The organism is Streptomyces sp. NPDC021749 (assembly GCF_040640655.1).
Classification (GTDB): domain Bacteria; phylum Actinomycetota; class Actinomycetes; order Streptomycetales; family Streptomycetaceae; genus Streptomyces.
On sequence record NZ_JBFACE010000053.1, the window covers coordinates 1 to 13378 of the forward strand.

The 13378-nt window shown below is 72.9% G+C and carries 13 protein-coding genes; 5 read left to right on the top strand and 8 right to left on the bottom strand.

The window, feature by feature from the left end; genetic code table 11:
• The first annotated feature begins 184 nt into the window (after positions 1–184).
• Positions 185–439 (top strand): hypothetical protein, encoded by a 255-nt coding sequence (locus AB0G35_RS33330; protein WP_360957314.1) that lies wholly within the window; start codon positions 185–187, stop codon positions 437–439.
• A 333-nt stretch (positions 440–772) separates the two neighbouring features.
• Here the strand turns inward: AB0G35_RS33330 and AB0G35_RS33335 are convergent, their stop codons facing one another.
• The 6 genes from AB0G35_RS33335 to AB0G35_RS33360 all read right to left on the bottom strand — a co-directional run bounded on the left by AB0G35_RS33335 (position 773) and on the right by AB0G35_RS33360 (position 7215).
• Positions 773–1852, bottom strand: coding sequence for an FAD-dependent oxidoreductase (locus AB0G35_RS33335; RefSeq protein ID WP_360957317.1), 1080 nt, complete (start codon positions 1850–1852; stop codon positions 773–775).
• A 361-nt stretch (positions 1853–2213) separates the two neighbouring features.
• Complete coding sequence (locus AB0G35_RS33340) at positions 2214–3029, bottom strand: hypothetical protein (protein ID WP_360957320.1); 816 nt, start codon at positions 3027–3029, stop codon at positions 2214–2216.
• 165 nt (positions 3030–3194) lie between these two features.
• Complete coding sequence (msrB, locus tag AB0G35_RS33345; RefSeq protein ID WP_360957322.1) at positions 3195–3602, bottom strand: peptide-methionine (R)-S-oxide reductase MsrB; 408 nt, start codon at positions 3600–3602, stop codon at positions 3195–3197.
• Positions 3603–3619: 17 nt separating this feature from the next.
• The gene (gene murC, locus AB0G35_RS33350; protein WP_360957325.1) at positions 3620–5020 is read right to left on the bottom strand and encodes a UDP-N-acetylmuramate--L-alanine ligase; all 1401 of its coding nucleotides are present in this window, start codon (positions 5018–5020) and stop codon (positions 3620–3622) included.
• Between the two features lie 321 nt (positions 5021–5341).
• Positions 5342–5983 (bottom strand): response regulator transcription factor, encoded by a 642-nt coding sequence (locus tag AB0G35_RS33355; protein WP_360957328.1) that lies wholly within the window; start codon positions 5981–5983, stop codon positions 5342–5344.
• Positions 5980–7215, bottom strand: a complete 1236-nt coding sequence (locus tag AB0G35_RS33360) for a sensor histidine kinase (RefSeq protein WP_360957331.1) — start codon at positions 7213–7215, stop codon at positions 5980–5982. The genes AB0G35_RS33355 and AB0G35_RS33360 overlap by 4 nt, the downstream gene beginning before the upstream one ends.
• A gap of 185 nt (positions 7216–7400) precedes the next feature.
• Here AB0G35_RS33360 and AB0G35_RS33365 point away from each other — a divergent pair, with 185 nt between their 5' ends.
• Positions 7401–8483 carry an ABC transporter permease gene (locus AB0G35_RS33365; RefSeq protein ID WP_360957410.1) on the top strand — a complete coding sequence of 361 codons (1083 nt, stop codon included), beginning with the start codon at positions 7401–7403 and terminating at the stop codon, positions 8481–8483.
• A complete protein-coding gene (locus tag AB0G35_RS33370) occupies positions 8480–9166 on the top strand; it encodes an ABC transporter ATP-binding protein (protein WP_360957334.1) in 687 nt (228 codons plus the stop codon). Before AB0G35_RS33365 ends, AB0G35_RS33370 begins: the two co-directional genes overlap by 4 nt.
• Before the next feature lie 30 nt (positions 9167–9196).
• Here the strand turns inward: AB0G35_RS33370 and AB0G35_RS33375 are convergent, their stop codons facing one another.
• Positions 9197–9694 carry an indole-3-glycerol phosphate synthase gene (locus AB0G35_RS33375; protein ID WP_360957337.1) on the bottom strand — a complete coding sequence of 166 codons (498 nt, stop codon included), beginning with the start codon at positions 9692–9694 and terminating at the stop codon, positions 9197–9199.
• Positions 9695–9831: 137 nt separating this feature from the next.
• Positions 9832–10656 (bottom strand): dihydrofolate reductase family protein, encoded by an 825-nt coding sequence (locus AB0G35_RS33380; protein WP_360957340.1) that lies wholly within the window; start codon positions 10654–10656, stop codon positions 9832–9834.
• A gap of 106 nt (positions 10657–10762) precedes the next feature.
• Between AB0G35_RS33380 and zapE the strand changes: the two genes are divergently transcribed.
• Positions 10763–11857, top strand: coding sequence for a cell division protein ZapE (gene zapE, locus AB0G35_RS33385; RefSeq protein WP_360957413.1), 1095 nt, complete (start codon positions 10763–10765; stop codon positions 11855–11857).
• A 115-nt stretch (positions 11858–11972) separates the two neighbouring features.
• Complete coding sequence (locus AB0G35_RS33390) at positions 11973–13346, top strand: alkaline phosphatase PhoX (protein WP_360957343.1); 1374 nt, start codon at positions 11973–11975, stop codon at positions 13344–13346.
• Positions 13347–13378: the final 32 nt, after the last annotated feature.

The following is a 13378-nucleotide window of genomic DNA, read 5'->3' on the forward strand; positions in this document are numbered from 1 at the left end:
AGCTACCTCGCGGGACTCCACCTCCGGGCCTCCGTGATCTGGATCAAGGACCTCACGCGAGCGGCCCCTTGATCACAACCAAATACGCTCCCTAGCGTCGTCATTGCGTGCAAAAAGCACGCGTCTCTCACGCGCAAAGGGCTCCGCCATGTCGCATCAGCGTCAACCTCAGCCTCAGTCGACCGTGCGCCCCGAAGACGTCCTCCCCGCAGGAGTCGACTCGACCGCGATCAACGGACTCACCGTCCGCAAGGGTTCGGTGGCCGCATTCGTCGCCAACGCCCTGCAGCTCGACGACCTCACCGAGGGCACCCCCGAGTACGAAGCCCTCGTCACGCAGATGCGGGAACTCGCCCCTGTACTGCGCACCATCGGCCTCCTCGACGTCTTCGAACCCCGCTCCCCCGTGGTACGACGCATCCTCGCCGACGCCGCATAGCCCGGAACGCAGACACTTCTCGGACCGCCCCGCGCCCGGTGCCGGGGCATGCCTGCCCTCCCGAGAGCGGCCCCCACGGGCGAACACGGCCAAGACTGGAACGGAGGAGGCCGGCGCGGTCGCTACGGGTGCCGACGGCGCGGGCGCCTCACCGCCGCAGGCGAGCGCCTGGCCCGCGGCCCGGTACGGCGACCGGAGCCGCGGCCCCCTCACCCCGACGAGCCAGGACAGCGTCACGATCGCCCGCCGGCCTTGGGCAGGCCGGTGGGCGTAGGCAGGCCGGTGGGCGTCATCGAGGTGCGGGCACCCGTCCGTCGGACAGTGCTCCGGCGTTCAGGCACCGACGGCCTTGCGGGAGCCGAACTTCGCGCCGCTGACGGTGATCCCCTTGGCCACCACCGCGGCGCGCCCCTTGATGTAGCGCTCCCGGAGGGTGTCGTCGTGGTGGGTGAACTGGGCCACCGCGTCCTTGCGTCCGAGGCTGACGCACCGGGCCACGTAGCGCAGCGAGTACGGCTGGGGCCTGCGGCCCTCGATCAGGCTGGCCGCCAGGGCGTCGGCCGCGGCCCCGGCCTGCGCCCCGGCGGTCTGGCAGCCGAAACGGGCGCCCGGCACCGCCGCGCAGTCGCCCACCGCGAAGATCCGCTCGTCGGTGACACTGCGCAGGAACTCGTCCACGACGACACGACCCTCCGCATCGACCACGAGTCCGCTGCGCGCCGCGAGCTCGGGGACGCCCGCCACGATCGCCCACAGGGTCAGGTCGGAGGCGACGTCCGCTCCCGACCGCAAGCGCACCACACCGTCGAACTCCCCGTCCCCCACGGCCACTTCCTCGACCCCGTCGACGATGACCTCGACCTTGAGCCGGTCCAGCGCGGCGAGCACCCGCTGGCGTGCCCCACCGGAGAAACTCCCGGCGACCGACGACCCGACGAGCCGCACCTGGACATCGGGCCTGGCCTCCGCCACCTCGGTCGCCGTCTCGATGCCCGTCGGACCGCCCCCGACCACCGTCACGGCACTCCCGGCGGGGAGGACGGCGAGAGCCGCTCGGGCCTGTTCGGCCCCCTCCCACGTGCCGACCGGGACCGTGCCCACCAGGGGCCGAACCGTGCTGCCGACAGCGAGGAAGAGGTGGTCGAAGTCGAGGGTCCCGCCGTCGTCGAGGGTGACGGTGCCGTCGCCGATCTTCGCGGCGGTGCCGACCCGCGACGTGATCCCGTCCCTCAGCATCGACGTGAGGGGCGTCGCGGCCGCGGCGGTGCCGGCGATCTGCTGATGCAGCCGCACCCGCTCCACGAACTCGGGTCGCACGTTGACCACCGTGACCTCGGCGCCCTTCACCTTCTTGGCCACCCGGTTCGCCGCGAACGTACCGGCGTACCCCGCGCCCACCACCACAACCTTCATCTCGGCCTCCCATCAGAGCAACTGGTCGAACATGAGACGCCGGAAGCCCGCCCGGTGTGACATGACGGCAATGCGAGGTAGGCCACGGGGGCAGGCGCCTTCCCGGGGCGGGCGGCTTTCCCGGGCGGCGGGTACCTTCAGGGACGAGTGCGCGGCCGTTCCGCTGTAGAGCGAGGGGTCGGTCTCGTCAGCGAGCGCTCCCGAGCAGCCACCGCACAGCGTCCGCTGCCAGCGCTTCGACCTCGCCCACTGCTGCGTTCGTCGCTTCCGCCGCCGTCACGGCACCCACCCTCCCACGGCGTGGTGGGGCCCGGACGAGCCGCTGCGGCCTCAGTCGTCGCCGCTGCTGCGCACGGGGTGATCACTGGAGGCGGGTTCCGAGGTGCGGGTTCGCGTGGCGCCATCCTTGCCGAAGCAGGCGGTCCACGGCTCGTTCGAGCATGGTTCGGCCCTCCCCGGGGTGCCACCAAAGTGACCAATTGACGTCAATCGTCATCTCGATGAACTCGTCGTACTCGTGCCCGTCGGAATACGACGTGCCGCAGGACTTGGTCACCCTCAGCAGGAACGGATACCACACGCTGGTCTCCGGCACGGTCACCCATGTGCGGCCGTTGACGCACTCATACGGGACCAGAACGCGACGCAGCTTGTTGTCGTGGTCGTCGATGCGCAGTTCGTCGTTCTGCATGTGCCGTGCGGGCTCGGGCAGCCGGGCCCAGGTGTGATCCACCAGCATCTCGGCCCATGCCAGGCGCCGGCCTTGGCGTGCCTCACACCGGTCGTCGAGCACGCGGTCGACGACGGCCAGCATCGACCGCTCGTCCAGCGTTGCCGTCTCCATGACCTGGGGGTCCGCATGGGTCGGGCGAGCGTCAGACGGCGACTGCGGTGTCTTGAGGAACCAGTTCCCTCGCGGAGGGTCGTCGTCGGCCGGCCACCCGTACTCGTCCACCCAGTTCCTGGTCACGCAGAACGTCATCGGCCTGATGAGCCCTTCACACAGCACAGTCAGCGCTCGGACCGCACGGTGCGCGGTCGTTCGCTCCAGCTCGATCGCATTCTGGACGGGCGCGGATCCCCACTGGATTCCGCATTCCAGCACGATCGTCCGGCTGTCGTTGAAGATGTAGTGCTCGGTCGGCTCTGGCGACTCCGACCCCCTCGCCTCTCGCATGAACGCCGATGATGCGACCCGGCGCACACGCAGGCACGGACGGTCACGGCAACCCCTGCTCCCCGCGCCTGTGGGGGTGGCCCCGAGGGCCGAGGGAGCGGCCTGCCCAGGCACAACCGTGTCAGCAGGCCGCCGCTCCGCCGACCAGGTACATCCGTCCAGGTCTCAGCCTTCGTCCGGAACCAGCCGCAGCGAGATCGAGTTGATGCAGTACCGCTGGTCCGTAGGCGTCGGGTAGCCCTCGCCCTCGAAGACGTGCCCCAGGTGGGAGCCGCAGCGGGCGCAGCGCACTTCGGTGCGGACCATGCCGTGCGAACGGTCCTCCAGGAGCTCGACGGCGTCGGAATCCTTGGGGTCGTAGAAGGACGGCCAGCCGCAGTGGCTCTCGAACTTGGTGGTGGAGCGGAAGAGTTCGGCGCCGCAGGCGCGGCAGGAGTAGATGCCCGGGGTCTTGGTGTCGGTGTATTCACCGACGAAGGCGGGCTCGGTGCCGGCCTGGCGGAGTACCTGGTACTCGGCGGGGGTCAGCTCGGCGCGCCACTGCTCATCGGGCTTGTCGATCTCGTACGACATCTGGGGCCTCCTCCGGCTCAGCTGCCCAGGCGGGTCAGGATGGCGGGGCCGAGGTCGGTCACATCGCCCGCGCCCATGGTGAGAACAAGGTCACCGGGCCGGGCCATTCCGGCGATGACGTCCGGGACGGCGGACTTGTCGCTCTCGGCGGTGACCTCGGCGCCGGCGGCGCGCGCGGCGTCGATGATCAGGGCGCTGGTGATGCCCGGGATCGGGTCCTCGCGGGCCGGGTAGATGTCCAGCACGACGGAGGCGTCGGCGAGGGCGAGCGCCTGACCCATTTCCGTGCCGAGCTCCTGGGTGCGGGAGAAGAGGTGCGGCTGGAAGACGACCAGGACGCGGGAGCCCCCCGGCACGGCGCCGCGGATCGCTTCGAGGTCGGCGGTCATCTCCGTCGGGTGGTGCGCGTAGGAGTCGATGACCTGGACGCCGGCTGCCTCGCCCTTGAGCTGGAGGCGGCGCTTGACGCCCGTGTACTTGCCGAGCGCGGTGGAGAGGTTGTGCGGCGGCAGGTCGAGGGCGACCCCGGCGGCGAGGGCGGCGACGGCGTTGTGGGCGTAGTGCCGGCCGGGGACGGAGACGGTGAAGGTGAGGATCTTGCCGCTGGTGAGGCTGACGGTGACGTCGCTGGTCAGGCCGTGCGGAGTGACCTGGAGGATGCGGACGTCGGCGTCCTTGGACTCGCCGTAGGTGACGATCTCGATGTCCTTGCGGCCGGAGACCCGGGCGGTCAGTTCGCGCGCGCCGGGGTGGTCGGCGGCGATGACCAGGGTGCCGCCGGGGCGGATGCGGCCGACGAAGGTCTCGAAGGACTCGTAGATCTCGTCCATCGAGGCGTAGTTGGCGTGGTGGTCCAGCTCGACGTTGAGGACGATGGCGACCTCGGGGGCGTACTTGTGGAAGCTGCGGTCGCTCTCGTCGGCCTCGGCGACGAAGATCTCGCCGGCGCCGTGCTCGGCGTTGGAGCCGGGGGCGTCGAGGTCGCCGCCGATGGCGTAGGACGGCTTGAGGCCGAGGGCGCCGAGGGAGACGGCGAGCATGGAGGTGGTCGTCGTCTTGCCGTGCGTACCCGCCACGGCGATCGGGCGCAGGCCCTCCATGAGGGCGGCGAGGGCGTCGGAGCGGTGCACGACGGGGATGCCGCGCTCATGGGCGGCGGTCAGCTCGGGGTTGTCGGGGCGGATCGCGGACGAGACCACGACGCTGGTGGCGTCGGCGGCGAGGTGCTCGGCGGCGTGGCCGAGGTGGACGGTGACGCCGAGCGCGCGCAGGGCCTCGGCGGTCGCGGAGTCCTTGGCATCGCTGCCGGCCACCCGGGCACCGCGCTGGGCGAGGATCTTGGCGATGCCCGACATGCCGGCTCCGCCGATACCGATGAAGTGCGGTCGGTCCATCGAGGCTGGGATGGCGGGTGCCATGAGCGGGTCTCCCTGATCGTCGATCATCGCGAGCGGTGGTGCGGTTCTGCGGTCGTGCGGTTCTGCTGTGGTGCTGCTGTGGTGCTGCGGTTCTGCTGCCGGTATCGGCCGTCGTGCTGCCGGTACCGCTGTCCTGCTGCCGAAGATTGTCGCACCCGGCACCGACAGTGGCGGTCCGCGGACCCCGGACGGCCACGGAACGGTGGTGCCCGGCCCGGCCGCCGCCGGACCTGCCGCCACCGGTCAGCGGTCACCGGCCGCGCGCCAACCGGCGGCGCTCACCGGGCCGGGCACCGGCCGGGTGAGCGCCGGCCGGTGAGGCTAGCGGCGGATCAGGCCCTTCGCGGTGGCCGCGGCGACCGCGGACGTGCGGGAGTCCACCCCCAGCTTGGAGTAGATGTGGACAAGGTGGGATTTGACGGTCGCCTGGCTGAGGAAGAGCCGTTTGCTGATCGCGGCGTTCGACAGGCCGTCCGCGACGAGCTGGAGGACCTCGGTCTCGCGACGGGAGAGCGCGGTGGCGGGCGTCCGCATCCGGTCCATCAGGCGCAGCGCGATGGTGGGCGCGAGCGCGGACTTCCCGGCCGCGGCGGTGCGCACCGCGGCGGCGAGCTCCTCGGGCGGGGCGTCCTTGAGGAGGTAGCCGGTGGCTCCGGCCTCGATGGCGGCGAGGATGTCGGCGTCGGTGTCGTACGTGGTCAGGACCAGCACGCGCGGGGCGGCGGCCCGGGCGGTGATCGCGGCGGTGGCCTGGGAGCCCAGCATCCGCCCGCCGAACTGGAGGTCCATGAGGACCACGTCCACCTCGCACCGGCCGGCGAGCTCGACGGCCTCCTCGGCGGTGGGCACGTCCGCGACGACCTCGAAGCCCGGTTCGGTCTCCAGGACGGCGCGCAGTCCGGCCCGGACGACGGGGTGGTCGTCGGCGAGCAGCAGCCGGATGGGGGTCGCGGGGCTGGTCACGGGGCGGCCTCCGGGGTGACGGGCGCTGTCGGGCAGGGCAGGGTGACGGCGATGGCGGTGCCCTCTCCGGGGGCGGACTCGACGGCGAGGGTGCCCTGGAGGGCGCGGGCCCGGGCGCGCATCGCGGCGAGCCCGAAGCCGGTGCCGGAGGCCGCCGCGGAGCCCGGCGCGGGCACCTCCGCCGGGACGAATCCGGTGCCGTCGTCGACGACGTCCAGCGCGACCTCGGTGTCCATGTAGCTGAGGGTCAGCTCGACCCGGCCGGCCGCGGCGTGCTGGACGGTGTTGGCGAGCGCGGACTGGGCGATGCGCAGCAGGGCGACCTCGTGCGGGGTGGGCAGCGCGGTGGGCGCGCCGGAGACCTGGCAGTGCACGGCCAGACCGGAGGTGCGGGCCGTGGTGGCGCACAGCCGCTCCAGGGCGGCGGGCAGCGATCCGGTCTCCAGGTCGGGCGGGCTGAGGGCGCGGACGAACCGGCGGGCCTCGGCGAGGTTGTCGACCGCGGCCGTACGGGCCTGCCGGACGTGCCCGAGCGCCGCCCCGGGCCGCTCGGGCAGGGCGCGTTCGGCGGCGCGCAGCAGCAACTGGATGCTGGACAGGCCCTGGGCGAGCGTGTCGTGGATCTCCCGGGCCAGCCGCTCCCGTTCGGCAAGGACCCCGGCGGCGTGCTCCGCGGCGGCCAGCTCGCTGCGGGCCGCGGTCAGCTCCTCGATCAGCCGGCGGCGCTGTTCGCTCTCGCGGTAGAGGGCCTCGTATCCGAGGACGACGGCGACCGCGACCGCCGCCCCGAGGGCCGGGCCGAGGACCGTGCCGACGGTGAGGGCGTGGGCGTGCCAGCCGAAGCCGGCGACGGCGGCGAGGGTGGTGGCCGCGACGGCGGGCAGTGCCCAGCGCAGCGGGAGCAGGTGCAGCTGGACGAAGAACAGCGGGAAGGCCAGCCAGACGCCGTCCGGGGTGAGGGCCAGCAGCACCAGCCAGACCAGCCCGACGGCGGTGAGCCAGAGGGCGGCGGCTCCGGTGGAGCTGCGCAGCCGGGGCAGTCGGGGGCCGGCGACGTAGAGCGCGAACAGCACGACGGCGGTGGCGAGGACCGCGGGTGCGTGCGGGCGGTGATCGGCGAGCGCGCGGACGGCGGCGAGCCCGAGCAGCGCGGCCACCATCAGATGGAGGCAGCTGCGCAGGACCCGCAGGACGGGGGTGAGGGAGTGGGCGGTCACGGCTTCTTCGGTCACGGCCTCTTCAGGCTACGGGTGGAGCCGGCCTGCGGCATCAACCGAAGGGTTGATGCCGGGGCGCACCTTTCGATCTCCGCGGACCACTCCGCGGCGCGATGCCACGGGGCCCTCCGGCGGGCGACGGTGGGAGCCAGCCGCCGGGCACCGGGCCCGGCGCCCGTTCCCGGAGGATGGCCGAGGCCGTGTTCGTCGCCTGGAGAGATCTGAGATTCGCCAAGGGGCGGTTCGCCCTGATGGGCACCGTCGTGGTGCTGATCACCGTGCTGGTGGGCCTGCTGTCGGGCCTGACGGCGGGCCTGGGCCGGGAGAACACCTCGGCGATCACCGGGCTGCCCGCCGACCACCTGGTGTTCTCGGCGCCCCTGGAGGGCCGTGCGGTCGCCTTCACCGACTCCCTGCTGACCGGGCACGCCGTACGGGAGTGGGCGCGGGTGCCCGGGGTACGGCGGGCCGAGCCGCTGGGGATCACGACGGCGAAGGCGGAGGCCGGTGACCGGGCGGCCGCGGTGTCGGCGTTCGGGGTGCGCCCCGGGTCGCCGCTGGCCCCGGCGCACGGACCGGCCGGGAACGGCGCGGTGGTGCTCTCGGAGAAGGCCGCGGACACGCTCGGGGTGCGGGCCGGCGGCTCGGTGTCGCTGGGCGGGCGGTCGTTCCGGGTGGCGGCGGTATCGGGAGCGGCCATGTACAGCCACACCCCGGTGGTCTGGACGTCGCTCGCCGACTGGCGGGGGCTGACGGGCGGCACCCGGGGCGGCTCCTCCGGCGCGACGGTGCTGGCGCTCTCCACCACGGGGACGCAGGGCCTCGCCGCCGCCGACAAGCGGCTCGGCACGAAGACGGTGCCCCTCGACGACGCCCTGCAGGCCATCGGCTCGTACTCCGCCGAGAACGGCTCGCTCCAGCTGATGCGCGGCTTCCTGTTCGCCATCTCGGCGCTGGTGATCGGCGCGTTCTTCACGGTCTGGACGATTCAGCGCAGCGGCGACGTCGCGGTGCTGAAGGCGCTGGGCGCCTCGACCCGCTATCTGCTGCGGGACGCGCTCGGACAGGCCGTCGTCCTGCTGGTGATCGGGACGGGTCTGGGCACCGCGGTGGCGGCGGGGGTGGGTGCGGGGATCGGCGGCGCGGTGCCGTTCGTGCTCGATCCGCCCACGGTGCTGGTCCCTGCCCTGGTCATGATCGCGCTCGGCGCCGCCGGGGCCGCGCTGTCCATCCGCCGTATCACCTCCGTCGATCCGCTGACCGCCCTGGGGAGTGCCCGATGAGCCTCGAACTGACCGATGTGACCCTGACCTACCCGGACGGCGAGGACCGGCTGACCGCGCTGGACGCGGTCTCGCTGACCGTGCCCGCCGGCTCTCTGACCGCGGTGATCGGACCGTCCGGGTCGGGGAAGTCCAGCCTGCTGGCGGTCGCCGCGACGCTGATCCGGCCGGACCGCGGTCGGGTGGTGATCGACGGCACGGACACCACCGGCCTCGGCCGCGCCGAGCTGACCGCGCTGCGCCGGACGGCCCTCGGCATGGTCTTCCAGCAGCCGAACCTGCTGCCGTCGCTGACCGCCGCCGAGCAGCTGGAGGTGATGGCCCATCTGGACGGCCGCTCCCCGCGTACGGCCCGCGCCAGGGCGCGGGAGCTGCTGGCGGCGGTGGGCCTGGAGGGGCTGGCCGACCGGCGGCCGCACCAGTTGTCGGGCGGTCAGCGGCAGCGGATCAACATCGCCCGGGCGCTGATGAACGACCCCGCGGTGCTGCTGGTGGACGAGCCGACCAGCGCGCTGGACCACGAGCGGGGCGCCGCGGTGCTGGAGCTGCTGCTGACCCTGACCCATGAGCGGGCGACGGCGACGGTGCTGGTCACCCACGACCACAGCCATCTGGACGTGGCGGACGAGATCGCGGAGGTGCACGACGGACGGCTGTGCCCCCGCCCGGCCGCCCGGCTGTGACCGCGCCGCCGGTTGGCCCCCGGGGCGGGGTCAGCCCCCGGGCGTCCCCTGGGGCTGGTCGTCGGCGGCGTGCGAGAAGAGCTTGAGGACCGGGACGCCGACCTTGTGGCGGGCGCGGGAGGCCCAGTCGCGGTGGAAGAACTCCTCGACGAAGTGCGGGGCGGTCAGGACGATCACCTCGTCCGCCCCGGTCTCGTCCACGACGGAGCGCAGCAGGTCCAGCGGATGGTCCTCGACCACCTGTCCGACGGCCTGGGCACCGGCGCCCCGGAGCGCCTGGAGGGTGTGCGAGAGCCCGACCCCGGCGGGCGCCTCGGCCTGCGCGCCGGCTGGTTCGGCGCCCTCGCGCACCGCGTCGTCGAACTCGCCCAGAGCCACGTCGTCGATGGCCCGCAGCAGAACGTCCTGCTTGCCGCGGGGCTGCATGAGCACGACGAAGGAGACCTGGTCGTCGCCGTGCAGGGTGGTCACGAACTCCACGTCGGCGGGCGTCAGAGGTTTCTCGATCATCAATACGCTCGTGAACACGACGGACGCCCTTCTTCTCCTCAGCGCCGCATTGCGCGGAGCCCGACAGACACCATCCTGCCCCGTCGCGGCGCGGGACCTGTTGGCTTTTAGTGTGCCCAAAGGAAGCTAAGCGGAACAGATAATTCCGCTGTTTGTCAGGACCGACGGTAGCGAGTGAACAGGAACCCGGCCTCCTCCAATACGGATGCCAGGGTGAACCGCTCGGGAACCTCGACGGCCGGCCCCTTCATGATCCTCGGCGCATCTCCGACGGTAACCACAGGAGCGAGCGTCAGGCACATCTCGTCCAGCGCACCGGCCGCCGCGAACTGCCCCAGGAGCATCGGTCCGCCCTCGGTGAGCAGCCGGGAGTGGCCGCGTTCGGCCAGGACACCGGCCACCCGCGCCGGGTCGACGCCCAGGCCTTCACCGGCGAACAGCACCTCCACACCGGCCGCCCGGGCCTTGGCCACCCGGTCGGCGGGGGCGCCCGCGCCGGTCAGGACGACGGTCGGCGCCAGCGCCTCGGTGAACAGGGGCAGCCCGAAGTCCAGCCCGAGCCCGGCGGTGACCACCGCGATGGCGGGCGCCGGAGACTGTCCGGCGGCGGCCCGGCGGGCGGCGAAGGCCTCCCGGGCGCGGGCTGGCCGGTAGCCCTCCTGGCGCACCGTTTCCGCCCCCACCACCACGACGTCCGCGACCGCCCGCAGCACCCCGAAGATCCGCATGTCGGCGTCGCTGGAGAGCGGCTGGGAGTGCCCCTCGTGGTGGGCCGCGCCGTCCATCGAGGACACCATGTTGGCGCGCAGCCAGCCCGGACGCCCCGCACGCACCGGGTCGTCCGCCGCCGGGTAGGCGTAGGCGTCGGCCAGTTCGTCCAGCGTCCACTCACGGTCGTCGGCACCGGGCACCGCGGGCGCGGCGGCCGTCCCGTCGGCGGCGGGGGCGGGCGGGGCGGGGAGGGGGAACAGGCGTCGCATGGCGGCAGTGTGACATGCCTTGCCGGACGGTCCGGCCCCTCCGGCGAAGGAGATAGGCTGGACGATTGTGTCGCCTTCCCAGCCCTCCGCGCCGCAGCCCGACCCGATAGCCGGACCGCCGGCCGACGCGGACGCCGCGGCCCCCGCCGCGCTCACCGCCCGCGCCCCGCACGTCCCGGCCGACCGCCTGGTCGCCGAGATGGTGCCGCCGCCGCGCTTCCAGGACGCCCGGTTCGACACATACATCCCCGACCCGAAGCAGCCCAGCCAGGCCGAGGCGGTCCAGGTCCTGGGCGACTTCGCGGACGGCATCGGCGCCGGCGCGGACACCGGCGGCGGCAAGCGCCGCTGGTTCGCCAGAAGCCCCAAGAAGGCCGCCGCCCCCAAGGGCCCGCGGGGCGTCTATCTGGACGGGGGCTACGGCGTCGGCAAGACCCATCTGCTCGCCTCCCTGTGGCACGCCGCCCCGGCGCCCGCCGAACAGAAGGCCTTCGGCACCTTCGTCGAGCTGACGAACCTGGTGGGCGCGCTCGGCTTCCAGCAGACCGTCCGCACGCTCGGCGAGCACAAGCTGCTGTGCATCGACGAGTTCGAGCTGGACGACCCCGGCGACACGGTGCTGGTCTCCACGCTGCTCGGCAAGCTGGTGGAGGCTGGTGTGGCGCTGGCCGCCACCTCCAACACGCTGCCCGGCAAGCTCGGCGAGGGCCGGTTCGCCGCCGTCGACTTCCTGCGTGAGATCCAGGGCCTGAGCGCCCACTTCCGCCCGCTGCGGATCGACGGCGAGGACTACCGCCACCGCGGTCTGCCCGAGGCGCCCGCCCCGTTCGACGACGAGACCGTCACCCGCACCGCGTACCGCACGCCCGGGGCCTCGCTCGACGACTTCCCCTCCCTCCTGGACCACCTGTCGAAGGTGCACCCCAGCAGGTACGGCGCGATGTGCGACGGCATCGAGGCGGTCTGCCTGACCGACGTGCAGGCGGTGCCCGACCAGTCCACCGCGCTGCGCCTGGTGGTCCTCGCGGACCGGCTCTACGACCGCGAGGTGCCGGTGCTGGCCTCCGGCAAGCCCTTCGACGAGCTGTTCAGCGAGGAGATGCTGCGCGGCGGCTACCGCAAGAAGTACTTCCGGGCGATCTCCCGGCTGACGGCCCTGGCGCGCGACGCGAAGTCCCTGGTGACCGGCGAGGTCCGCTAGGCGACGTCCGTCAGGGGGGTCTGGCGGGGCCGTCGGTCCGCCTGGTTCCCGGGCGGCCGGGTGCGTGGTACACACAAGCGGGTCACGTCACCTGTCCGCCATCAGGGAGTTGCCCATGTCTGCGACACGGCGTCAGATTCTGGCAAGAACCGGTGCGTTGGGGGCGTCCCTCGCCTTCTCCGGAAGCCTCGGTGCGGTCTTCGCGGGAACCGCGACCGCCGAGGGCATGGGACGGCGCGGGTACGGCCCGCTGGTCCCCGACCCGGACGGTCTGCTCGACCTCCCCGAAGGCTTCCGCTACCGGGTCCTCTCACGGGAGGGCGATCCGCTGCGCTCCGGCGAGGGCAAGGTGCCCGGCAACTGCGACGGCATGGCCGCCTTCCCCGCCCCCGGCCACCGCGGCGGAACGTACCTCGTCCGCAACCACGAGAACCGGACGGGCTCCCGCTCCGCCGTCCCCCGGGTGCGCGATCTGACCTACGACCCCGGTGGCGAGGGCGGCTGTACGGCTCTTGAACTGGGCCGCGACAACACGGTGCGCTCGGAACGGGTCGCCATCGCCGGCACCTCCACCAACTGCGCGGGCGGCCCCACCCCCTGGCACACCTGGCTGACCTGCGAGGAGACCGAGTTCCGGGCCGGCGACCAGAACTACACCAAGGACCACGGCTTCATCTTCGAGGTGGACCCGTACGATCCGCTGCGCACCGGGGCCGTACCGCTGACCGCGATGGGCCGCTTCCAGCACGAGGCGATCGCCGTGGATCCCGGCACCGGCACCGTCTACGAGACCGAGGACGCCTTCGAGAAGCCGTTCGGGCTCTTCTACCGCTTCCTGCCCGACAAGCCGCTGGGCGGCCGGGGTTCACTGCGGGCCGGCGGACGCCTCCAGGCGCTGCGGGTGCCCGGTGTGCCCGACCTGTCGACCGTCCAGGAACCCGGCACCGCCTTCGACCACGTCACCTGGGTCGACGTCCCCGACCCGCTGGCCCGGACCACGCCGATCCGCTTCCAGGACTTCGGTGCCGGCGGCATCACCCACGCGCAGAAACTGGAGGGCTGCTACTGGGGCGGCTCCTGCGTCCACTTCGTCTCCAGCTTCGCGCACCGCTCGGCCGGTTCGGCGGCCGACCACTACGGCCAGGTCTGGCAGTACGACCCGCGGCGGCGCCGGCTCACCCTCGTCGTCGTCTTCGGTCCCGACACCGACCTCCAACTGCCCGGCGAGTCCCCCGACAACATCTGCCTGGCGCCCGGCGGCGGCCTGATGGTCTGCGAGGACGGCGACGGTGCCCAGCACGTCTTCGGGCTCACCCGGGGCGGCGAGGTCTACCCGATGGCCCGTGGGCGACAGAACATCGGCACGCCGGAGAAGCCGGAGTGGGGCGAGTTCGCGGGCGTCACCTTCGCGCCCGACCACCGCACGATGTACGTCAACTGCTACACGCCCGGCACGACGTTCGCGGTGACCGGCCCCTGGCACCACTGACCTGTGCGGCGCCGCGTGCGGGGTCGACCGCC

Excerpts from the sequence above, each read along its gene's own strand:
- AB0G35_RS33335 (WP_360957317.1), bottom strand. The coding sequence starts at position 1,852 with ATGAAGGTTGTGGTGGTGGGCGCGGGGTACGCCGGTACGTTCGCGGCG.
- AB0G35_RS33340 (WP_360957320.1), bottom strand. The coding sequence starts at position 3,029 with ATGCGAGAGGCGAGGGGGTCGGAGTCGCCAGAGCCGACCGAGCACTAC.
- msrB (WP_360957322.1), bottom strand. The coding sequence starts at position 3,602 with ATGTCGTACGAGATCGACAAGCCCGATGAGCAGTGGCGCGCCGAGCTG.
- murC (WP_360957325.1), bottom strand. The coding sequence starts at position 5,020 with ATGGCACCCGCCATCCCAGCCTCGATGGACCGACCGCACTTCATCGGT.
- AB0G35_RS33370 (WP_360957334.1), top strand. The coding sequence starts at position 8,480 with ATGAGCCTCGAACTGACCGATGTGACCCTGACCTACCCGGACGGCGAG.
- AB0G35_RS33380 (WP_360957340.1), bottom strand. The coding sequence starts at position 10,656 with ATGCGACGCCTGTTCCCCCTCCCCGCCCCGCCCGCCCCCGCCGCCGAC.
- AB0G35_RS33390 (WP_360957343.1), top strand. The coding sequence starts at position 11,973 with ATGTCTGCGACACGGCGTCAGATTCTGGCAAGAACCGGTGCGTTGGGG.